At 41.5% G+C, this 22723-nt stretch carries 26 protein-coding genes and 1 pseudogene; 3 read left to right on the plus strand and 24 right to left on the minus strand.

Features of this window, described 5'->3' with window-relative positions; genetic code table 11:
* Window positions 1-351 precede the first annotated feature (351 nt).
* The 9 genes and pseudogenes from L1765_RS16005 to L1765_RS14035 form a co-directional block, all read right to left on the minus strand.
* A pseudogene (locus L1765_RS16005) lies at window positions 352-645 on the minus strand (MurR/RpiR family transcriptional regulator); the annotation flags it as partial.
* A gap of 209 nt (window positions 646-854) precedes the next feature.
* Window positions 855-1634 (minus strand): putative hydro-lyase, encoded by a 780-nt coding sequence (locus L1765_RS14000; protein ID WP_236408110.1) that lies wholly within the window; start codon window positions 1632-1634, stop codon window positions 855-857.
* 17 nt (window positions 1635-1651) lie between these two features.
* Window positions 1652-2611, minus strand: coding sequence for a 5-oxoprolinase subunit C family protein (locus L1765_RS14005; protein WP_236408111.1), 960 nt, complete (start codon window positions 2609-2611; stop codon window positions 1652-1654).
* Window positions 2608-3375, minus strand: coding sequence for a LamB/YcsF family protein (locus tag L1765_RS14010; RefSeq protein WP_236408112.1), 768 nt, complete (start codon window positions 3373-3375; stop codon window positions 2608-2610). The genes L1765_RS14005 and L1765_RS14010 overlap by 4 nt, the downstream gene beginning before the upstream one ends.
* Before the next feature lies 1 nt (window position 3376).
* Entirely contained in the window at window positions 3377-4111 is a 735-nt protein-coding gene (gene pxpB, locus L1765_RS14015) for a 5-oxoprolinase subunit PxpB (RefSeq protein ID WP_236408113.1), read from the minus strand.
* Between the two features lie 106 nt (window positions 4112-4217).
* Window positions 4218-5423, minus strand: a complete 1206-nt coding sequence (locus L1765_RS14020) for an NRAMP family divalent metal transporter (RefSeq protein WP_236408114.1) — start codon at window positions 5421-5423, stop codon at window positions 4218-4220.
* Between the two features lie 224 nt (window positions 5424-5647).
* Window positions 5648-7048 carry a sigma-54-dependent transcriptional regulator gene (locus L1765_RS14025; protein ID WP_236408115.1) on the minus strand — a complete coding sequence of 467 codons (1401 nt, stop codon included), beginning with the start codon at window positions 7046-7048 and terminating at the stop codon, window positions 5648-5650.
* Window positions 7030-8736, minus strand: coding sequence for a sensor histidine kinase (locus L1765_RS14030; protein ID WP_236408116.1), 1707 nt, complete (start codon window positions 8734-8736; stop codon window positions 7030-7032). The genes L1765_RS14025 and L1765_RS14030 overlap by 19 nt, the downstream gene beginning before the upstream one ends.
* Window positions 8733-10121, minus strand: coding sequence for a sodium:solute symporter family protein (locus L1765_RS14035; RefSeq protein WP_236408117.1), 1389 nt, complete (start codon window positions 10119-10121; stop codon window positions 8733-8735). Before L1765_RS14035 ends, L1765_RS14030 begins: the two co-directional genes overlap by 4 nt.
* 245 nt (window positions 10122-10366) lie before the next feature.
* Here L1765_RS14035 and L1765_RS14040 point away from each other — a divergent pair, with 245 nt between their 5' ends.
* Together L1765_RS14040 and L1765_RS14045 are read left to right on the plus strand one after the other, a co-directional pair.
* Window positions 10367-11419, plus strand: a complete 1053-nt coding sequence (locus L1765_RS14040; RefSeq protein ID WP_236408118.1) for a YifB family Mg chelatase-like AAA ATPase — start codon at window positions 10367-10369, stop codon at window positions 11417-11419.
* Window positions 11420-11441: 22 nt separating this feature from the next.
* Entirely contained in the window at window positions 11442-11882 is a 441-nt protein-coding gene (locus L1765_RS14045; RefSeq protein WP_236408119.1) for a helix-turn-helix transcriptional regulator, read from the plus strand.
* Window positions 11883-12416: 534 nt separating this feature from the next.
* Here the strand turns inward: L1765_RS14045 and L1765_RS14050 are convergent.
* Window positions 12417-12686 carry a hypothetical protein gene (locus tag L1765_RS14050; protein WP_236408120.1) on the minus strand — a complete coding sequence of 90 codons (270 nt, stop codon included), beginning with the start codon at window positions 12684-12686 and terminating at the stop codon, window positions 12417-12419.
* 19 nt (window positions 12687-12705) lie between these two features.
* Window positions 12706-12951, minus strand: a complete 246-nt coding sequence (locus tag L1765_RS14055) for an AbrB/MazE/SpoVT family DNA-binding domain-containing protein (RefSeq protein ID WP_236408134.1) — start codon at window positions 12949-12951, stop codon at window positions 12706-12708.
* A gap of 152 nt (window positions 12952-13103) precedes the next feature.
* On the opposite strand from L1765_RS14055, the gene L1765_RS14060 reads away from it, so the two are divergent.
* Complete coding sequence (locus L1765_RS14060; RefSeq protein WP_236408121.1) at window positions 13104-13370, plus strand: hypothetical protein; 267 nt, start codon at window positions 13104-13106, stop codon at window positions 13368-13370.
* A gap of 61 nt (window positions 13371-13431) precedes the next feature.
* Here the strand turns inward: L1765_RS14060 and L1765_RS14065 are convergent, their stop codons facing one another.
* The 13 genes from L1765_RS14065 to L1765_RS14120 form a co-directional block, all read right to left on the minus strand.
* The gene (locus L1765_RS14065) at window positions 13432-14550 is read right to left on the minus strand and encodes a thermonuclease family protein (protein ID WP_236408122.1); all 1119 of its coding nucleotides are present in this window, start codon (window positions 14548-14550) and stop codon (window positions 13432-13434) included.
* 110 nt (window positions 14551-14660) lie between these two features.
* Window positions 14661-14912 carry a winged helix DNA-binding protein gene (locus tag L1765_RS14070; RefSeq protein WP_236408123.1) on the minus strand — a complete coding sequence of 84 codons (252 nt, stop codon included), beginning with the start codon at window positions 14910-14912 and terminating at the stop codon, window positions 14661-14663.
* A gap of 361 nt (window positions 14913-15273) precedes the next feature.
* The gene (locus L1765_RS14075; protein ID WP_236408124.1) at window positions 15274-16770 is read right to left on the minus strand and encodes a VWA domain-containing protein; all 1497 of its coding nucleotides are present in this window, start codon (window positions 16768-16770) and stop codon (window positions 15274-15276) included.
* Window positions 16771-16781: 11 nt separating this feature from the next.
* On the minus strand, window positions 16782-17837 hold the full coding sequence (locus L1765_RS14080; protein WP_236408125.1) for an RNA-guided endonuclease InsQ/TnpB family protein: 1056 nt from the start codon (window positions 17835-17837) through the stop codon (window positions 16782-16784).
* 75 nt (window positions 17838-17912) lie between these two features.
* Window positions 17913-19019, minus strand: a complete 1107-nt coding sequence (locus L1765_RS14085; protein ID WP_236408126.1) for an AAA family ATPase — start codon at window positions 19017-19019, stop codon at window positions 17913-17915.
* Window positions 19020-19351: 332 nt separating this feature from the next.
* Entirely contained in the window at window positions 19352-19570 is a 219-nt protein-coding gene (locus tag L1765_RS14090) for a type II toxin-antitoxin system HicA family toxin (protein ID WP_236408127.1), read from the minus strand.
* On the minus strand, window positions 19570-19833 hold the full coding sequence (locus tag L1765_RS14095; RefSeq protein ID WP_236408128.1) for a type II toxin-antitoxin system HicB family antitoxin: 264 nt from the start codon (window positions 19831-19833) through the stop codon (window positions 19570-19572). Before L1765_RS14095 ends, L1765_RS14090 begins: the two co-directional genes overlap by 1 nt.
* Before the next feature lie 81 nt (window positions 19834-19914).
* Window positions 19915-20235 carry a YgiT-type zinc finger protein gene (locus L1765_RS14100; protein ID WP_236408129.1) on the minus strand — a complete coding sequence of 107 codons (321 nt, stop codon included), beginning with the start codon at window positions 20233-20235 and terminating at the stop codon, window positions 19915-19917.
* A 51-nt stretch (window positions 20236-20286) separates the two neighbouring features.
* Window positions 20287-20763: a hypothetical protein gene (locus L1765_RS14105; protein ID WP_236408130.1), complete on the minus strand. Its 477-nt coding sequence runs from the start codon at window positions 20761-20763 to the stop codon at window positions 20287-20289.
* Window positions 20764-20794: 31 nt separating this feature from the next.
* Window positions 20795-21694, minus strand: a complete 900-nt coding sequence (locus L1765_RS14110) for a DUF6744 family protein (RefSeq protein WP_236408131.1) — start codon at window positions 21692-21694, stop codon at window positions 20795-20797.
* Window positions 21695-21778: 84 nt separating this feature from the next.
* Window positions 21779-21901, minus strand: coding sequence for a hypothetical protein (locus tag L1765_RS16010; RefSeq protein WP_268928938.1), 123 nt, complete (start codon window positions 21899-21901; stop codon window positions 21779-21781).
* Window positions 21902-21928: 27 nt separating this feature from the next.
* A complete protein-coding gene (locus L1765_RS14115; RefSeq protein WP_236408132.1) occupies window positions 21929-22174 on the minus strand; it encodes a hypothetical protein in 246 nt (81 codons plus the stop codon).
* A gap of 11 nt (window positions 22175-22185) precedes the next feature.
* Entirely contained in the window at window positions 22186-22467 is a 282-nt protein-coding gene (locus L1765_RS14120; RefSeq protein WP_236408133.1) for a DUF2442 domain-containing protein, read from the minus strand.
* Window positions 22468-22723 lie beyond the last annotated feature (256 nt).

Consider the following 22723-nt stretch of genomic DNA (forward strand, 5'->3'; position numbering starts at 1 on the left):
AATCAGAAGCATCTTGACACAAACGATAGGAATCATCGCTCTTCAACCCTAACCATATTTTGTAAGGCCTAGGGTTAGTTTTGTATTGTTTTTTTTGGTTCGTGCAACGAGTTAATTTTCAGGATAGATTTAGGCAATAACCAGAATATTAGAATAATAGATTTCTTTCAACTCATAAATGGATGAAAGCAATTTGATTGAAACAGATCTCTCGTAAAAAATTGACTATATATTTTGTTGTGTCGACTTCTTTCCAACTGACTTCAGGGTTTTGATGAAGGTGATCAAAAATCTCCATTATTGTCGGTCTTATTAGATTCACGATCGAACTTATTTCATTCATGATTGTTTTCACTTGCGAGTCTCTCCTTTCAATAAAAAGAAATCCTCCAGTTGAAAGGATTCATATTTTTCTTTTCGATGCTGAAATTTTTCCCGATCCTGAATAGCTACACCTGCCACTAAAGCATTCATGAGTGAAAAAACAGCTGGAGCTGTATCAATCGTGGACATGACAGGTAAACAGACTGACAGAAGAATATCCGTGTATTCCGCAATAGGAGCGACAGGTGAATCTGATATCCCGATTACAAAGGCTCCACGCTCTTTTAATGCTTGAGCTAATCTGATCGTTTCCCGAGCATAACGATGATAAGTTGCGCCTAGCGGCGTAAGGAGAAGGCTTTACATGGAGTGGCGGACATAATATCGCATGCCAACAAAAATCTTGCCGTATCGTCCTTTTCAACAGGTATCATGCCCGCAGTGCTCCAAGTCAACTGACAGTGTACACTTTAGACTCACTGAATTAATATTTCATTATTTTAAGTCTACTTTATTAACTTAACATCAGGCTATAAAAGAGCGTGATGTTCCTCTTTTAAATCGGTAATAAACATGTGGCCTGGAGCATGAGTAATCATAATCTCCGGTTTACTGGCCATAGCTACCGCTTGTGGCGTCACTCCACAGGCCCAAAATACAGGAATCTCATCAGGATAGACCGTAACCGGATCACCAAAGTCTGGCTTATTAATATCTTTAATTCCAATGGTTCTAGGGTTACCGATATGAACAGGTGCACCATGTACCGAAGGAAATCGAGAAGTAATCTGAACAGCCCGGATTACATCTTTCGGTTTCATCGGCCTCATGCTGACCACCATGGGTCCGGAAAACACACCTGCCGGTGAACAGGCGATATTGGTAAGATACATGGGAACATTACACTCTTCTTCAATATGACGAACCGGTATTCCCTCTTGAAGCAGCGGCCGCTCAAAGGTGAAACTGCATCCAAGAATGAAAGAAACGAAATCATCAGACCAATAATCTGAAATATTGTTAAGCTCTTCAATCAATTCTCCATGTTTATAGATCCTGTATTTAGGCAAATCGGTTCTTAGATCTGCTCCTGGTGCAGTTTCCACCGGAACCGGAGACCCGGTGTCCGTCACCTCTAACAACGGGCAGGGTTTTGGATTACGGACACAAAACAGTAAAAAATCATAAGCATATCTTTTCGGCAGAATGACCAGATTTGCCTGCGTATACCCCGGAGCCAATCCGGATGTAGGTTTCGACCATTCTCCCCTCCGGATCGCCTCGCGAATAGAAGATAATTCATTGCTCATATTTCTCGCCTCCTTACTTAATACGCCCCCGCTGCAATTTGCAGCTTGGACAGCAGCTGTTCCTGCTGAATATAAAGATTTTGCGCTTCTTCCACTTCAATCGCTTGAAATGACAAGGTATTCCCGGGAAGAAGCTGAGCGATCAGCGGCAGATCGACCGTAATCACCGTTGCTATCTTCGTATAGCCACCGGTTGTCTGGCGATCTGCAAGTAAAATAATAGGTTGTCCGTTCGAAGGGACCTGAATCGACCCAGGAGCAATCGCATCGGAAATAATATCGGCCGTCTCTTTATGTTGAATCACCGGTCCCTTTAAGCGGTATCCCATCCGGTCCGATTGCGGAGTAACTTCATAAATTCCGGATAAATAAGCGTCCAGTCCCTCGGGTGTAAAAGCGTCTTCCTGCGGTCCCAAAACGACACGAACGGTAACATGTTTGCCGTAATGAGGGATGTCACCCGGTGACAGCCCCCTTCCCGTCAAACGGGATAGATCACTGGATACCGGACCAGCTTCAATAACGTCACCTTTTTTCAATGCTCTTCCCTGATACCCTCCGATGGATGCTTTCAAATAAGTGGACTTGCTCCCCATTACCTTTTCCACAGCGATCCCGCCGGCTATGGCCAGATAAGTCCTTGCTCCTTGAACGGGGGCATGAAAACGTAATTCCTGTCCTTTACGAATTAAAAAACTTTTCCATAAAGGCACCTTTTTACCCTCAATCGTAGGGCTCAAGTCCGCCCCGCAAAGGGCAATCACAAGATCATCCAGCGCTTTCAATGCGGGGCCCACCATGGTAATTTCCAACCCCGCTTCATTTCTTGGGTTTCCAACCAGCAAATTACTTACCTGAAGAGCGAAGGAATCCATCGCTCCCGCCGCTACCATTCCGTACTGCTGAAATCCGTACCTACCCAGATCCTGAACGGTGGTAAGCAATCCCGGATTTATCACTTCAAATGCTTTAATCATCGATCTCCTACCTTTTTTACATCAATTCCGTTCTTCTGCAGAACATGACGCAATCTTTGCACAAAAACAAGAGCCTGTGGTTCATCGCCGTGAACACATATTGTGTCGGCTTGAATATCAAGATCGGTTCCATCTACGGCAGTTACTTTTCCTTCCGTCACCATGCGAATCACCCGGGCGATGGCTTCTTCAGGTTCATGGATCATTGCATTTAGCTGTGTTCGAGAAGTTAAAGTACCATCAGGCTGATACGTACGATCAGCAAAAACTTCCTGCGCCACCTGCAATCCAGCTTCTTGTCCTGCCTTGACCAGTTCGCTTCCAGCAAGCCCAAACAGGATCAATTCCTTATCCAAATCATAAACAGCCTGAACAATGGCCTTTGCAATCACAGGATCTTTGGAAGCCATGTTAAATAACGCTCCATGTGGCTTCACATGCTGAAGCCTCTGTCCATACAGGCGAGCAAAAGCCTGTAATGCTCCGACTTGGTAGATCGTAAAATTATACACATCCTCAGGAGAAACCTCCATAGGGCGGCGGCCGAACCCGATCAGATCGGGCAAACCAGGATGTGCTCCCAACCCGACTCCTTTCTCAACAGCCATTTTTACCGTTCGATGCATCACATTATGATCCCCAGCATGATATCCGCATGCAATGTTAGCGGAAGTGACAAAATCAAGCACCTTTTCATCATTACCGATCCTGTAATGTCCGAAACTTTCTCCCAAATCACTGTTTAAATCAACACAAGCTGCCATATTATTCTCCTCCCTTATAAGGACTTCGTTCGACATGATAAGTTCCCAGTTTCACTTGTTCTTCGATCTGCTTAAACTCCTCTTCATCAATGGCTTGGAAGCGAAGATAATCCCCGGCCTTCAGCAAAACAGGATTTTTATCAGAAGGATCGTACAGACGAATTGGAGTACGTCCGATCAACCTCCACCCTCCCGGTGTCTCGATAGGATAAATCCCGGTCTGTGCCCCTGCAATCCCTACTGAACCAGCAGGAATAGCAGATCGCGGATTTTCTAAACGAGGGGTGGCAATTTTTTCGTTCATCCCACCCAAATATGGAAAACCTGGTACAAATCCCATCATGTAAATCAAGTAGTCAGGCTGGCTATGAACTTGTATCAATTCTTCAACGGTCATCCCATGATATTTTGCCACATAAAAAAGATCAGGACCATATTCTCCGCCATATAATGTGGGAATCGTAATCACCTGAGCCGGAGGCAATGTTACTTGTTTCATTTCATAAAAAACTTGCTCCAATCGGTTACAAAGTTCTTTGTATCGGATCACGTGAGGTTGATAAAATACCGTTACAGCCGTATAGGTCGGTATCCATTCGACGATCCCTACGATAGGAAATTCTTCCAGATACCGGCAGTAACTGCGAATCATCCCATTGATAGCGGGGTCGATTTTCTCTCCCATTTGAATACGAACTCCACAATCCCCCAATGGCTTAAATGTAAACGACGACATTTGACTCCCCCCATTCGCATTGGTTTTATATCTATATTAGCAGATGACATAAAGAAGAGGGTACGCGTAAACGCACCCTTACTTTGGGGATATTCGATTTTCCTGCCTAGGCAAATAATTTGGGAATCTGATTAATCAGCGTCATCACACCTAGATAAGCGGTTCCCAATGCCACAATAGTGCCGAAGACAGTCATCCACATCGGATGCTTATAATCTCCCACGATATTGATTTTATATGCTGCAATCAGCATTGTTCCCAAGGTGAGGGGAAGGATTAATCCGTTAAAAGCCCCGGCAAAGATGAGGAGTTTCACCGGTTTACCTATGCTGACAAAAATCAATGTGGAAACGACGATAAAACTAATGATTACCTTGGCATTATTGCGTTCAATTTTAGATGAAAAGGTGCGCAGGAAAGAAACGGATGTGTAAGCGGCACCGATCACCGATGTAATGGCTGCGGACCACAATACTAGACCGAAAAACTTGTACCCGATCACCCCTGACGCATATTGGAAAACGGAAGCTGGCGGGTTTGCGGGATCCAATTTAAGGCCTTGTGATACCACACCAAGAACAGCTAGGAACAGGATAATCCTCATCAGGGAAGCGATAATGATTCCTGACACAGAACTTTTTGTAACTTCCTTTAAATTTTCCTTTCCCTTAATTCCGGCATCAATCAAGCGGTGCCCACCGGCGAAAGTAATATAACCTCCTACTGTTCCTCCAACAAGTGTGATAATCGAAAGCAAGTCAATTCTCTCTGGGGCAAATGTTCTGAAAATCGCCTCACCTACTGGCGGATCGCTAACCAAAGCGACATAAGTAGTAAGCAGGATCATGAGGGCTCCTAACCAACGGGCGATTCGATCCATCGCAATCCCCGCTTCCTTAAACAAGAAGATCCCAATGGCTATAAGGGCAGTGATGACGGCACCTATTCTCGTATCCACACCGAACAAAACATTGAAACCAAGGCCGGCCCCGGCTATGTTTCCGATGTTAAAGGCAAGCCCTCCTAAAGCCACCGCAAAGGCCACAAAGTAACCTAGGCCGGGAAGCACGGCATTGGCAATGTCCTGTCCCCGTCTCTCCGATACACAAATGATCCTCCAGATATTCATCTGCGCGCCGATATCAAGTATAATCGACATTAAAATAACAAATCCGAAGCTGGCTAAAAGTTGTTCCGTGAATACGGCTGTTTGGGTCAAAAATCCCGGACCAATAGCGGAAGTGGCCATAAGAAACGCTGCACCCAACAAAATATTCCAATTCTTCTTAGGCGCTAATGATAGTTGTGACATAAATAAGTCCCCCTTTTATTTATAAAATCACTTTTTAAACTAAGCAAATCTCATGCCAAAATTTAATCTTAATATTATCCTTGATTTTTCAACTATTCATTATATTGTGATATAAGCAATGTTCGATCACGCACAAAAAAACCGCCCGTTTCGGGCGTTTTTGCACACTTTCGCTTATGCATAAATATTCATTTTACGCTTTCCACTGCTTATTACCGGAAGTTCTACTTAGCGGGATAAAGTTTTTTAATTCGGCGCTGCAGGGAATAACGGCTTATACCTAAAAGTTTTGCGGCATGACTTACATTCCATTTGGTAAGCCTCAAGGCTTTGTCAATATAATACCGTTCCACTTCTTCCACTTTCTGGTCCAGTAAAAAATCATTTGTAAAAAGGGAATCATTATCAGTATCGTAAACAGAAATATTTTGTCCGGACCTTCGCGAATCAGGTTTTACCGCTGTATTCAAAACCACATCACTGGCTTGAATCACTCCCCCCTGGTGCAAAATAACTAGTCGCTCCATCACGTTTCTTAATTCTCTTATGTTTCCCGGCCAATCATAGGCGACCAAGATCTCCCTTGCTTCCGATGAAAAAATGAGTTGATCCTTTCCCATCTGCTTGGAAAAATCATTAAGAAAATATTCAGCCAGCAACAAGATATCTTCTTCCCTTTCGCGTAAAGGGGGCAGGTGGATCGGCACTACATTTAAACGATAAAATAAATCTGAACGAAATTCCCCGTTTTCCACCATTTGCAACAGGTTTCGGTTGGTGGCTGCCACCACCCGTACATCTACACTAATATCATGGAGTCCTCCGATTCGCTTAAACTTTCGTTCCTCCAGAAAACGAAGGAGTTTGACCTGCATTTCTACTGAAAGCTCTCCTACTTCATCGAGAAACACCGTACCACCATTGGCCCATTCCAATAATCCCTGTTTTTCCCTACCGGCACCTGTAAATGCTCCCCTTTCATAACCAAAAAGCTCACTCTCCAGAAGGTTGGAAGGTATGGCCCCGCAATTGATTGCCAGAAACGGCCTTTCCCTCCTTTCACTCCATTCGTGCAGTGATCGTGCAGCCAGTTCTTTGCCCGTCCCCGTTTCCCCCTCAATGAGCACAGTGGTGTCCCTTGCACCTGCTAACAGTTTGATATGTTCCTTGACTCGGTTCATTACAACGCTGTTTCCGATCAATTTGTCCGTTCTCTGTTTGCGAACCTCCCGGCGATAAAACTCGATTTCACTCTGCAAACTGAGATGTTCGAACAGCTTTCTAGTAATAAAATAAATTTCCTCCCACTCGAACGGTTTGTTGATGTAATCGAAAGCACCTTTCTTAATAGCTTGAACGGTGCTCTTGGTATCCCCATAGGCCGTCATTATCACCACAGTAACAGCCGGATATTCCTGCTTCACTTGGTCCAATAAATCAAGTCCGCTCCTGTCGGGTAAACGTAGATCCAGAAAAATGACATGAGGAGAAAAACGTCCTATCCGCTCATATCCCTCCGCAGCGGTAGAAGCCGTTTCCACATGGTATCCTTCATCGGAAAATCCGACAGAAAGAGATAGCCGTAGAGTTTTTTCATCATCTATGATTAAAATTCTTTTGTCCAAAATCGACCCTCCTCCGTAGGGGGAAATTTTAGGGTGAAACAAGTCCCTTTCCCCAACTGACTTCTTACTTCTACTTCCCCGCGGTTTTGCACGGCAAGCTGATGAACTATCGATAATCCCAAACCGGTTCCATCTGCAAATGTGGTGAAAAAAGGGTTGAATATTTTTTTGAGAGTATTATCATCCATACCAACCCCTGTGTCCTCCACCACCACTTCACTATAAGAGTCCGTCTCCCGACAGTCTCCCCGGATGATCAGCAACCCCCCATGTGGCATAGCTTTAATTGCATTAAGGCAGAGATTAAGCAATATTTGTCTAAAATGATCAGGATCAATCCACACTTCCGCCTTTGGATTTATATTAAGGACTAAACGAACTCTTTGTTCTTCACATATTTTCCGAAGCAAAGAAGTTGTGGATTGAACTACCTGATTGATCTTTACAAGCCGAGGTTCAGTTTTAACTGGTTGGGCTAGACGAAGAAGGTTAGTGATTATCTGATTTAACCGGTCAATCTCAACGATGATCCCTTCAAACAAATCCTTATTTTCTTGAGTAAGGAATAAGCGCTTGCGTAAAATTTGGCTGGTTGTCTTAATTCCTGCCAATGGGTTGCGGATTTCATGTGCCAGACCTGCCGCCAATTCACCTAGAGATGCCAAACGATCCATTCTTTCCAATTTTTCTTCAATTCTCTTTCGCTGTGTAATATCCTCCAAGGTAAATAATAACCCATTTGCCTGGTCGTTTTCTCCACGCATGGGCGAACGACTTACAGCATAAAAAGAGGTCCCTTGTTCACCTTCCATAACCCAGGTTTCTTCCATCCGACCATTTATCTCTTGGCTGCTTCTGTCCCTTAGTTGTCTTATTCTTTCTAATAAAGCTGGATGTTGTTCAACCATATGCATCGCAGCAGGATTGAGAGTTTCTTTCTCCTCATTATGCAAAGTTACAATACCTAAGTGGGTGCTCTTTAAAATTGTATCGTTTAATTGCGTCATCGCCAAAAGTCTGTAGTTTTTCTCTTCCAGTTTATTAACCATTTTTTTTAGAGAGTCAGAAAGAATTCCAATTTCATCCTTCCGCTTGTTAGGTAGATCATGTGTCATTTTGTTGATTCCTTCACTAATACCTTGGCAGAACTGAGCTAATTGTTTAAGGGGTTTGGACAAATGGTGTGCCAAAATTATGGTTATCTCAACTGCTACCAGACTCGTTATTAACACCACCAACATCGTATTTTTCTGTATGTCCATCAATGGTTCCGTAAAATAAGAAAAAGACAGAGGATACGCCAACTGCCAGTCCCAACCCTCAACATCTAACAACATCAGCCATCGTTCCCTCCACCAGCCACCATCCTTTTGACGATACCTACTAACTTCTTTTGATGACTGACCTGATTCAATTTCTCGAACTATTATTGATGGATGTTGGGCTAAGTAAGACAAAGCTATTTCCCGTTGTTGTTCTGGAGACCATCTCTTAATTTCACCCTCTGATCGAAGCCATTCCAAAAAGGAAGCAGCCGAATATAATTGTTTTTCTGCATAGTCAAAATTTATATTCCGATATACTGTATACACCGTCCAATAGGATACGGCTCCAATTACTAAACTGGGGAACAAAACCAATAGTAGAAAAGGAAACATAATTTTACGCTCAATTGATTTCTTCTTCATGACGATTCCTCCCGAAGGACCCAAAAGATAAAACCAGCTGCCAAAACAGCGGGAAGCGCTGGATGTATTAGCTTTGGCCAATCACCGGGAATTAAGAAAAATCCAAAAACATAAACCACAGCTCCACTTGCTAATGAAGCTATCGCTCCTCTTCTGGTGGCTTTCTTATCAAGTAAACCTCCAAATAAAGGGAAAAAGAATGTAGCAGCAATCAACCCCCAAACTTGTCCGCTAAATGCCAGAAGTCCGACAGGAGGAGTGAAAGACAAAAATAGGGAAACGGTTCCCAGGAAAAAGATCAAATACTTGTTCCATCCCAACAACTTCAAATCACCCACGCGTCTGGGAAAAAGAGTTCGGATTACATCATATCCCAAACTGCTGGCTAACAAAAGCAACTGAGAGTTGGCTGTAGAAATTGACGCCCCAACTATACTGATTAAAATCAGGCCTTTTAACGGAGATGAAATATATTCAGCCAACACATAGGGAAAAATTTCGTCTATACTAGCTAAATCAATTTGTGGAATTAATATCCTTGTACCCATACCAATCATCATCATCGACAGATAAATTATAGACAGTATGGCTAAACTGTATGCGATCATTTGTTTAGCCGTTTTTTTATTTTTGGCTGATATGACACGAATCGCATACTGTGGATTAGCTGCCAGCCCAAGACCTAAAGAAAAAAATGCACTAATAAAAGTAATCCAAGAAAATTTTTCAGGGGGATAAGGGTCAAACATCTTCACATTTCCAAGGATTTCTCCAATTCCACCAACCTCCCTGATAATCAATAGAGCTGCAACAATTGAACCAAGAATAATCAACCCAAAATGAAAAATGTCAGTCCGCGCCACGGAATGAAGACCACCAAATGTCGTATAAAGGATAAACAAATAGACCAACAATACCCCAATACTATAAGGAATATCAAGAAGCTGACTGACGACGATACCAAATCCCCGAATTTGTATGATCAAGTAAAGAATATAGCTAAAGATGAGAACAAGACCGGAAATAATTTGCAATGTAGGGGATTTGTATCTCTTAAGAAAAAACTCTGGAATCGTCACTATATCATAGCAATATAGACGATCAATAAGGATGATAAGAAAAACTGCTCCTAAAAACCAAGAAACGGTACTGTAAAAGAACGCTGAATACCCATAAGCATATACAAGACCAGGAAGCCCAAGCATAGATGCTGCACTAAACCAAGTGGCTCCAAAAGTAGAAATGCTAGCAAGTAATCCGAGGGAACGATTCGCAATAAAATAGTTTCTTATACTCTCACTCCTGTCAAACCCGTGTTTCCCTAACCAGAGAACAAATATTGTATATAAAATAAAATATCCCATGTATAGTAAAGGATCATACATGGTTTTCTCCCCCTGACAAAAAATTTGTCTCTATTATCTTAAAAACAGCAATGGTCTGTCAATTATGAAGGTAACGTCGAATTAAAATCAGTTTTGCAGCTTTGTTTTTAGTCACATACATAATTCCGATAAATACAAATTAGTGGTAATAGAAATATATTTATTCAATATTCCAGTTGATATATATCTATGGTAAAATCAGGATGTGATATAAACTTTAATTTTTATGGGGGCGTGGAGAATACATGTATGCCAAACTATTAAGTGGGACAACAATCGGGATCGAAGGACATCAAATTGAGGTTGAAGTAGACATAAGCAACGGACTTCCCAGCTTAACGGTAGTAGGATTACCGGATTCAGCGGTTAAAGAAGCGAAGGAAAGAGTGAGGGCAGCTATAAAAAACAGCGGATTTACATTTCCAATGCAGCGTATCACAGTAAATCTGGCTCCGGCCGACTTAAAGAAAGAAGGGACAAGCTTTGATCTCGCCATTGCAATAGGAATATTAATGGCAAGCGGACAGTTGGAACCAGATTATTTTCGGGATACATTGGTGATGGGTGAGCTGGCATTGGATGGTTCAATACGCCCCGTATCGGGTATTTTAGTCGTTGCAGAGATGGCTTATGCCCTCAAAATTAATAAATTTATCCTTCCCACAGAAAACATTGATGAGGCATTGCTAATTGGGAATCTTCCTTTATTCCCATTGATACATCTTCAAGATTTAAAGGAATTGCCCCTCCGTGAAGCAAACGGTTTATCAATCGAAAAATTCAAGAGGAACAAAGAAATGGATCATTCTGATCGTTCTGACTTTTCCCATATTAAAGGTCATTCCACGGCAAAAAGAGCCTTTGAGGTGGCAGCTGCAGGTTGGCATCATGTATTAATGGCCGGAACTCCAGGTTCCGGCAAAACCCTGTTTGCACAAGCCTTGCCATCCATTCTTCCCCCTCTTTCCCATTTTGAATCTCTTGAGGTTACCAAAATTTATAGCGTAGCGGGTCAATTAGAACAGACGAATCGGTTGATTTCGAAAAGACCTTTTCGCAGCCCTCACCACACGATTTCACAAGGCGGACTTGTTGGAGGGGGGCCCATTCCTAAACCGGGCGAGATTTCATTGGCCCACAGAGGTGTTTTATTTTTAGATGAACTTCCGGAATTCCCAAGACAACTAATAGATATTCTAAGACAACCCTTGGAAGAAGGCGGAGTCACACTTAGCAGGGCGAGATTATCTGTTCATTATCCCTCCCGTTTTCTCTTGGTACTTGCCATGAATCCATGACCGTGAAGAGAACAACTGCCATTTGCTACTTGAAAAAAGTACAAATTTGTCATCACTAAACATCATTAATCTACCTGATACACCTGGAGGAAGATTAAAACTTTCCAGACTTAAAAAAGGAATGACCCAAGTTGAACTTTCCAATGCTACAGGAATTTCGGTTACCGCCATACGTCAATTAGAAAAAGATAAAAGTAAAGCTACTCTTCCAAGCCTTAGGAAATTGTCAAAAGCCCTTGGTGTAAGTAACGCATATTTGGGCTGTTTTGAAAAATTGCCGGAAGATACTTTAGGACAGAAGATTAGAAAGGCAAGACTATACCATGGATTTAATCAAAAGGAATTTGCTAAAGTTCTTGGAGTAGTTGAAAAGACTGTGCGAAAATGGGAGAGTGATATCCATAAGCCTATCAATATACACTCAGAGAACCTTCAACATTTTCTTAAAATAATAAAGACCTAGCTCATGAGGTTTTTTTAGCATCTTTTTTTAAATTCATAATATATAACATCACTATAAAACTTCCCATGGCTTTTTATAGAAATATTAGTGATGAAACTCATTAGAAATTCAATAAATACGAAAGCAGGAAATAGCCAAAGTCACCAAGGTCTAAACAGCAGAAATAAGCTCAAAGTAATAATAAAACCCCAAATTAGAAGCCAGTAAAATTCAAATAATAATCCTACCCCAAAAAAAATTTTTGTCCTTCTTTATAGTATGATTTTAAAGCCGGTTCGATTGGTAATACAAAATCCACCAGTTGAACCTTTACCCCTTATTTCAAGTGTCCTCAGAACTCGCCTTTCTTAAGTTATTTTTGATTAGGGTCTCCGGGGACTTATCTTTACGCTGTAATTTTGTATTTATTCTTAAGAATAAATATCCGAATTCATGAGGAAAATTATTAAAGTGAATGTAGAAAGATGAAATAAAAAAGTTAAGCTTCTGTCATCTTATGTCACTTTCTGCGCTTTCCTGGGAAAAGTATAGAAATTATTCATCTTTCTTCAAAATCGTAATAACTTTACTTTCAGTGTCCAACATTACAGAATACCCTTGCCCATTTTCTATTTTGATTCCTGGTTCAACAAACCACATTTGGACTGCTATTTGACCATCATCTATTCCTAAGAATCTACCAACGCCTGACGATTCCCCGTCTTTCACAAATGGCTCTAATTTAAAATTCCATTGGATAGTCCAATTGCAACAATAGGCTTTACCTTCATAATTGTATTGATATTCCATAATTTTTTTCTTCATCCTTTCCCTATCTGGTTACTTAACTCTTTACCTTCATCAAATTAACACAACTACTACAAATGACCTTATCTTTATAGCGAATCGTCTCTATCATCCCACCACAAAATGTACATGCAGGCTCATATTTTTTCAAAATGATCCGATCACCAGCAACAAAAAATTCCAATGAATCTTTTATATCTATTCCGAAAGTCCGGCGCAATTCCATCGGAAGTACAATACGACCCAACTCATCTACCTTACGTACAATTCCAGTTGCTTTCATCAAAGAAAATACCTCCTTTTTTCCAATTCAAGGATAAACTTCTACATAAATTTACATTTTCCTTCAAGAAAAGGAAAATTATTTTTCTAAATATTTAGTTCTATAAGGAACGTATGTTTGATATAATGATATCAAGAAAGGGGGTAATCCAATTGATTGAGACAGTTTTTGCGCCAGAGCCGCATCATTTTTCTCGCAGACACAATCCTTATAACATATGCAGATGCGTAGACTGCCAAAGGCATTATGTACATATGCACCTGACGAAGTATTTTGGGTATATATTAGATGCTTTTGGAGAGGAGGAAACAGAGGAGATTATTAACGAGGCATTAAAATTCGCCAAAGAAATTAACGATGATGTTAAAAGGATATCTGGGGGAAAAGAAAAAAATAAGAAAGGCTGCCTGATTAAATAGGCAGCTATTTTTTTCCTCTCTTTCTTTACATAACGAAAAAATCATTTCTTGTGACTGTGGTTTACTCCATTGAACTAACCACTTTCCCGTTTGGATCCACCAACTGCGCTGGATCTCCATCATTGTTCCAGATATATTTTGATGTCCAAATTAGGCCGGACGGATTTTCTTTCACCTTTGGCCCGCTCCATACTCTGACGGATGCCCCGGACTCAAGCTCATAATTTGGGAACGAATAGGTTTGATTTCCTCGGACGCTCAACAGAATCCAGCCGCTCAAGTTTACTGAGGTGGAACCTGTGTTTTTGATCTCGACATATTCATCACTAAGATTTTTATCCGATATTACAAGGCTACCAGATCCAGATCCGGTTGATGGTGGTTGTGCCGATTGTTGCTCTTGTTTTTGCTCCTGCTCCTGAGCGGCATAATCTTCGATCGACCAGATTCCCTTCTTCTCTAGCTGGGCTTTTTTCTGGATTTCCCTGAATCGATCAACATATTTCACGTTGGGAGGATATACATATGCTACACGGGCCAAACCTTCTGCAAGAAGCATCTCGTTGAGCATTCTTCCATCCTCTACGTATACATAAGCCAGAAGCCGGCCATATTTATCCCTTTGTGATACGTCAAATTCAAGGCCAACATTTTTCCCCAGTGTCATCTTCTTTGTAAATTCGCTTGCCTCGGGACCAAAAGGTTGAACAGGTTTGCTGGGATGTACTGTTTCAGGTGTGTCTATAAGAAGGAATCGAATCGTTTCTACCACTCCATCGATTTTGACTTTGATGGTATCTCCATCGACATGTTCAACTACGGGAACGATCAGGATTCCAGGTATTTGTTCAAGGGGATTTTTCTCCTCCATTGTTTTTTCTTCAGTTGTTTGAGTTGTCGTTGTTTGATTTACCGGTTCGGTTTTCGTCGGTTCTTCAGGTAACTTAGTAACCGGTTCTTCAGGTTTCTTAGTAGAGGGTAAGATTTGAGATATATCTTCTTTCGACTGTTCCTGATAGTCTTTGATTTCTTCCTTACTTTCCGCCGTTTGTTCTACTTTAGTAGGTTCAGTTGATGTGTTTTGTTCTTCTGATGTTGCTCCTACATAAGCACCAAATATGATGATAACAACAATCCAAAACCACCATTTTTTGTAGAAAGGTTCTTTTGTTTTGCCCATTATCCTACTCCTCCCCATTTTTTGTACATACACTTTCTGCATAAATACGGTATTTCCTGCCAAATGTTTCACTTCAATTAGAGAGAAAACTTCGCAAAAAAACACCAGCCCTATGATGAGTAGGGTCGGATCTTTTCATAAGTCCATTTTGTTTCCCAAGATTGGATTAGAACAATCTCATTCGGCTTCTTCCTGGACCATTCGATATACCTCTCTTCAGCTAATTTATCCAGTACTTCCAGGATCCCATGATATGATCTTCCCGTTTTTCTCATTAGTTCTCTTACCGTTGGTGTCCGTCCCTGCATAATCGAAAAATTACGAACGATGCAAAGGACCTTCCTTTCGATATCAGATAGCATGGGAATACCTCCAAAAGGAACGTTTGTTCTTATTATATGAAATTATAGGGCGATTATGCAAGTTTTGAAAAACAAAAAATCCCCATTGAGCTACCTCAACAGGGATTTTCATCATTTTATTTGGTTTTTATCTATCATCTCCAATTTTTTTGGCTATTATGTCGCTGGACTCGCATTTTCGTTTGATTGTTGCTATCCCCAACAAATGTACTCCTGCGCCGGGGTCCCCCGCCTTTAGGCGTGGGGTGGTTGACTTCCTTATGGTTGGTACATCAGTTCTTTTACCGGATGCTTCTTTCCCAACTGACTATCTTTTTGTCTTCCACTGATTCTACAACCCTTATCTCATTCAGCCCCCTTCTCAAATCCTAAATGCCCTATTCGTTACCGAATTGTCGGTGAACGAAGAGGCTTTAACAACCTCATCAGAAAACAATTTTACAGTATCTGTCTTTTCATCACCGAGTACAATCGAAAGTACCTGAAATTGCTTTTCCTTCTTTTTATGTTGAAAGTTCTCAATAAATTTTGAATAAAGGTTTGCTTCTCCATCTGTGACAAAAATAATATCCGCTTTTTTAAACCGGCTTTTTTCGATGATCTTCACCGCTTCAAGTAGCGGTTTGTCAAAGTGTGTTCCTCCTCCTAAAAAAGTGGTTGCTAATTCAACTAGATCATCTGTTTTGATTTTCCCTTTTTCATAGATAAGCGTCTTGGTTACCGTAGAAAAAAGAATCAGGGCAAAATCTCTTTTTTGTTTTCTTGCAATCATCATGAGAGCCAAGGCAAACCCTTTGCTTTGCTCATCCAGTCTATTCATTGATCCGGACTGATCCAAGCAAAGGATAATCGGGCCTTTCCCCAACGTTTCTTTTCCTTCAGGCGAATACTGAAGGGTTTGACCTTCCGCAAAACGACGCAGGAAGTCTTGTTTCGTGACGGGATTGCTATAGTATCCCAACTCCATTGGCAACAGTCGTTCGATACTATTGCCTATGGATATTCCGTTCCGCTCAACAGTTTCAACATGTTTTGCCTTTTGTTTCTGCCGGGCAATCGCCTTAAAACGCCCTGCCCATTCGGCGATTTTCTTTAGCTTTTGATGGCTGGAAAGGACATCTGCCAATGCTAATTGGTCCCGAAGTGGAACTTTTCTCAATTCGGCATCTCCGTTTCCAGCTTGAAAACCTCCTAACAGGGACTTCACGTTTTCTTTCGCTTCTCTTGTTTCGTTGGCTGCGGCGGCAATCATTTGTTGGAAAAAACCATTATTTAAACTTCCTTGCAGTGTATGGGCAGCTTGGAAAATCGCCTGATTGGCGTTTTCCTGTGCCTGATCCGCTTCCGCTTGTGCTTTCTCTGCTTTCTTTTTTAACTGGGATGTATTTTTGTCCCCGTTTTGTTCTGCTTCCTCTGTTTGTTGCTTCAGTTGTTCGGCCTTCTGCTGCTTTTGCTCGGCTTCTCTTTGCGCTTCTAAGGCTTGATTTAGTAATTCGTTTAAACGTTCATCCATTTTCTTTTGCCGCTCCATCCACTCCCTGGTTTTCTCGGAAAATTTGATCGCACCAAGGGCTGAAGCAAAATCGTCCAATCGGGTATATTCCCGGAAGTTTTGAAACAAATGATCGTTCATCACTTGCTCCATCACCATCCGGTTTATCTCCAACTTTGGATGAACGTTCTCTTTTAATTCAGGTGACATCTTATAAAGCGATGCCCACATGTCGCCCATCAAAGGGAGAAAGGAAGGCAAAATCTGCCTTCCTGACTCATGAATCTCCTGCATTTTTTCTGACTGGCCGTAAATCTCTCGAAATCTGCGGCGGTCAAAACGGTCGGTATTTAATACGGATTCCATTTGAAAACCTCCTAATATTCATCTGGAAGGAGGATAGTCGTTGCGGACCTGTCCCCTTCCGTGATTATCCAAAACTTGATGTGGTTGGAGCTTAGATAGGCACCCAGGATTCGTCCTCCATTACATACTGCCTCATCGTTCATCTTCCAATCTTCTTTGCAAACAATTCCCCAGTTGCCTTTTACGAAACGAACTAACCCTCTACTGATGTCTTCTTCTGGTATAGCGTTCCGTACCCCACTTGTCACAAATATTTGACCAAGTTTAAACAGCATAAATATTCCTCCCCTGTGAATGCTCCCACCGCCTACGCTAATGCTTAGAGGCGGGGGCTTCTTGCTTCTACGACCGTTGCCTGTACGAATCTTTAGCTGTTCTGCTGCAATCAGATCATGATCACGAACAATACGGAAGGATTGGTCATGCAGGAAATCATTTCGTTTTTGGGCCACTTTTCGATGGGCTTTGGCTACCTTAATGCCAACGGCTTTTTCAATGGAAGAAGAGATATCCGGATATTCCTCTTTCACGGTGATATTGGCTACCCATTGGTCGGCGTTTCGCTTGATGTTGATCTGGGTGACGTTTTTCTGATCAAAGGGTCGATGGATGTTTATTTTCATGAATCCGATTTTGGAAAGGTACACATATCCTTCTTTGGCAAAGGTCTTTTTTACCGCACCGGGTTGAGTGTAGGTAAAGGAAAGGTACCGATCTTTGGACTTGAAATGGGGGTATCCGGCTACACCACGAAAGAAACGCTGAAAGGCATCATCTACCCGTTGCAGGCAATCTTGTAGCACTTGGGAATGAATGTCTTTGTATTCGGGAAATTCCTCTTTCAGTTCGGGTAATTCGCTTTGCTGGTGGGAATAGAATACCGATTTCCCAAACTGCTTATAGGCGATTTCTCGCTGTTCTTTGGCTGCATTATACAAGCGTTGCAAGAGAAGCAGCGTTCGATTCATCTTTTCTTCTTGCTCTCTTGTTGGATACAGCCGAAATTGATAGGTGAACTGCATGGTATCCCTTCTTTCTACGGGATGTTCTTGCCTGTATCGTATCACGGTTTTTCAAGTTTACAAGTCAAGTGTCATTCATCCCACCGCTTATAGAAGCGGGGGAATTCTGACGTGATTTTGTTAAATTCCTAATATTGCTGCCGCAATTTGCTTTCGGGCAGTTTCAATTTTTACCGCTACATCTTCTATTTCTGTTTTTCGTGCCGGATTAGACCCTTTTAACTGCTGAATTTCCCTTGACAACGCCTTTAATTTTTCCGTTGCTTCCAGCCCGGAATCAGTCGTTTGAGAAGCTTTGACATGCTCATAAATGTCCTTTGCTTCGCTAACGATTTCCTCTAGTCTGGCTTTCAATTTATCCATTGAGTGTTGCTTTACGATTTCTTTGACTGTTTCTCTTTGTTCCACTGTTTCCCATAGGGCATTGGCCAACACCGAAAGGTCAGAAATCTTCGCTTCTTGCCTTTTTTCCATCATTGCTTTTGCCTGAAGGAGGCTGAGGCATTGACGGAACCGACGGTCAGAGGGTCTGATTCCTTCATCCTTTAACTGGGTCCTGATTTTAACAATCGTTTCAAACACATCGTCAGGAATGGTGACCATATCGCAGAAAAATTGAAGTTGAGTCAATTCTTCCAAAGTAAGTGTCGGTTTTTTATTAGTGACTCCAGCACCCTTCATCATATTGATGAAATTTGCATTCTCTCCTATATAATCCACTTCAAATCGAAGCAGAAAGCGGTCAAATAAGGCTTCCAATCCTTCTTTTTCCTCCGGCCATTCATTGGAAGCTCCGATCACTGATATAAGCGGAGACTGAACAGGAGTCCCGTTATTGTAAAACAAGCGCTCATTAATCAGTGTTAAGAGGCTATTCAAAATGGCACTATTAGCTTTAAACGTTTCGTCCACGAACGCAAGGTGAGCCTCCGGCATCTTTCCTTTCGTGTTCCGCTTATATACCCCCTGCTCCAATTCTTTCAACGAAACCGGTCCGAACAGTTCCTCCGGGGTACTGAATCGGGAAAGTAGCCATTGAAAGTAATTTATACCTTGTATCAACTTGGCCAATTCAGAAACCAGGTTTGACTTCCCGGTTCCCGGAGGTCCAATCAATAAAACATGCTGACGGGAAATTAGAGCTAACAACAAAGCTTCAATGATCTCTTCCCTTTCAACGAATTGGGACGACAAATACTTTTTAAGCTCGTTCACTTTTCCGAACATAAATACCTCTCTCCTTTTAATGCATATTTTTACTTTCTGCTCTCTGAATTTCAGGAAACATGTTTAAAGGAAACGATTCCTTTTTAGTGACTTTTCCCATTTCATCAAAAACGAGATATTTGACTTTTTTTGTTCGCCTGCTCACATGCCATTCAATTCCACAGTCCGGGCAAACAAACTCCCTTCCTCCAAATGAGAAGGGAGTACCGAAAACTTTGTGTCTCCGATCCTTCGGGCATTCCCTAAGCCGCATTTTTAATTCCTCCTTAAAACGCAAAAAAGCCGAAAGTCCCATGACTGGGTAACTCTCGGCTTTTTAAACGAATCTTGATTTATTTAAGATAACTTACAAATTCTTCCACACTCAACCCTGATTGACGGATAGCACTTCTTAGTGTCCCTCTCTTAATCGGATCATGAAGAGGGATCGTAACATGATACTGATCTTTTTTAAGATGAACGTGAGAGCCTTTTTGTCTCACCACTTCAAAACCAGCATTTTGAAAAGCTTTTAAGGCCTCTTTTCCTGAAATAATCGGTAAAGGCGGCATTATCCCACCTCAACCGTTGCGAAAATGGGATTAATCGCTATGTCCTTTTCTTCCAAGCATTCGAGATGAAGTTCAATGGCTTCTTTGGCATTTTTCAAACACTCTTCAAATGTATCGCCCTGTGTTACACATCCGGGCAAGCCTACAACTTCCACCGTATAACCACCATCTTCAGAATCAGGTATAAGGACAACATGAAATTTCCTCATGAGCCATCCCTCCTTAATAGGAGTATACCCGATACGGTGAATATTTTGAACCATGACAATCCCTCCTTTTATGAAAAAAGCCGAAAGACCCATGATTGGGTAACTCTCGGCTTTTTAAACGTATCTTGATTTACTTTACTCTGCATTCCAATGTTCCGGAATTTTCCCTTCCCTTTCTATCTCCAATAGATCCTTAACATAATATCCACCGTGCAGTTTGTGCTTTTCTTGCAACAGTTCAACTGCAATCCCTATGGATGCCCGGTGGTATTCTTCGCCACATTTTGGACATACCTGTAACGGCAAATCCCATACAGTGATGCCAAGGAAAGGAACCGTCTTTTTAGAAATCACAGTTTTGCTGGAACAGTGGAAACAGGTTTCATCGGAAAAATTCTCTTCCTGACTTTTGATTGCTTCAGCCAAACTCATATATTTGTACTCCCTTCTGCTCATGACTACCACCTCCATTTTTTGTTACTTCAATGGTAGCATGATTTTTTGAAATTACAACTCATCAAGGTCGTGTGGTTGGCACCAACAGATTCGCTGTTCCAACTTCTCATCAAAGAGATGAGAGGAATAGCTTGGATCAAAAACAGTCAGTACTCTTACCAATAAACCCTCATCTGTTTCTTCGATTTTCAAAGGAACATGCAAGGAACGGTAAAGCCCTTTGCCTATTTTCATGAATCCCTTGATAATCATAACTTTACCCTTTGGCTGATAACCAACAACATACCCGTTTGCAACAACCTCACCAAACAGTTGAAATGTATTGATAGCTCTTTCTACGGTTCTTTTTCTAGCATGTTTGGTAAGCTCGAAAAAATGGTAAGGATTCTCTTGTTCAAGATAAGCTTCAAACAGCTTTTCAGCAATCTGAGCGTATTTTTCAAAATTCCTTTTGTTGATTTTCCTCCATTTTACACATTCTGGATTTTGACATAATTCCCCTTTACCGGGGAACGAGTGGTTATTCATTAATATCGCCTCCTTTCCCCGGTAGGGAGTTTTATAATTTTTCAACCATCAATTGAATCTGTTGCTGAATAAGTTCCACGTGAGATTTCATCATTTCTATATCACTATCAATGATGTTTTCATAGTCCCTGAACCCGTTAACAACATTTTTGGCATCCTCAATAAGCGGTTTTATCTGACCTTTGGAAAGGTCATTCTTCAGGCCATGGTGACAGTTGTCGAGGACATTCTTTAGATGTTCCAAAAGTTTCTGCCGGACCATATCCTTATTTTCCGCTGTATTGATTAACGGAACTTTAAACCCTTCACAGGAGTCCAGGCTGGAAAGGAAACGGCACAAGCTTTCCAATCGATTTTGATGTACACGTGGGACAAAGTATACTCCTCCAGAAGGCCGGACTGGAGTAGGAGACATGCTTCTCAAAATACTTTGAACCATCTGACGAACTGCCTGTGAGCTATAATGGTTGCGGAAAATTTGAAACAGTCTTTTGACCTCTTCTACTAGTTCTTGGGCAACCGGATCACTGGCTGAAGTAGTAACACTACCAAATTTCTTATCCAGGATAATGATGGCTGCCCTTTCGTTATAACTAAGTCGTTTGCCTTTTGTGTCTACCTCTTCGCAAACAACGTTTCTTTGAATCATGGTGCTGTCTGAGGCAACTTCCCGGATGAGGTAATTGTGGTAAACCCCCTCAACTCCAGAAAACTTTTTGGTCTCAACAGCTTTTGTAGCTCGTCTAAAAGCATCAGAAAGCCGAATCTCATTAGGCAACCATTCTCCTCCCAAGCCGGACGAAACCAACTTTTCTTTCAGGGTATCACGACTGAAAAGAGCCTCTGAAACCGTAAACCACATCAAATCTCCGATCTTGGTTTGATTTCCTCCATCAACAATCCCCGCAACACCTTTTAAATCAATCGCCATTTTTAAACTCCTCCTTTTATGTTTTTGAACATAAAAAAAGCGAATCTGCCGTATAAGGGCAAACTCGCTTATTTTAAAATCCGGTTAAACCGGAACTTTCTGATTCACTTTCAAAAGAGACTCAAATTCAATCTCTTCTGGTAATGGCTGACGTTGTTTCAACCGCCATGCCATTTCTTCATCTATCATTTCTTCTAATGTTGCCATTAAGAATAGATTCTCTTCAACATTTCTTCACTTTTCGCATTGATACATCGGTACACCTTTTACTTTAACAGTATGGATTTTATCTCCAACCGTACAAGTTAGCGTTTCCAATTGATGGATGACCTTGGAGCTACTTCCACAATCAACACACGCTTTATCCGGCAAAGTCCCAACATATTCTTCCGCTGCCATTCGTAAAAATCTTGCGGTGCTACCACCAGAGTAAAGTGCGGCCTTTAATTTGATTAACCTTCGAAGGCCTGATTCCACCATAACCAGCCCCTTTACGAATTAATCGATTCCGGCAAAGTTATAGGTACGCTTTTCGCATACAACACATCCGGACAGAAGTCCATTCCATTTTCCCATACTACCGTTTTTAGATCAGGGTCAATTTTTACTTTTTTAAAAAAATCTGGATTCGTTAACGGTTCATTCATCGGCCCCAATTTTTTCAGAAAAGGTCTTAAGTCTACTACTCTGTACTCCCCATTAGTAAATTCCAATAATAAATGGAAATTTTTCATTGGAAATACACTTTTTACTTCATACATTTCTTTATCCATCTTATTTCACCTCTCTTGGTGGCTCAATCTTAATAGGAGACATGTGTTCAGACATACGATTCCAATTGTTTGAAAGTTCATCGAAGTGCTGAACAGTCCATTCAGATAACATAGAATACAATTTTGACGGTGAACTACTCACCACTTAACGTGTCCACGTTTGAAGTGGGAGCTTCCTAATCAAAGATTAGAGATTTGTTTCAAGCGAAGTTTGGTATTTAAGTTTCCACCTAATGGTTCAGGCAACCCTTATTCG

Origin of the sequence: Microaerobacter geothermalis (genome assembly GCF_021608135.1) — a bacterium.
Taxonomy (GTDB): domain Bacteria; phylum Bacillota; class Bacilli; order DSM-22679; family DSM-22679; genus Microaerobacter; species Microaerobacter geothermalis.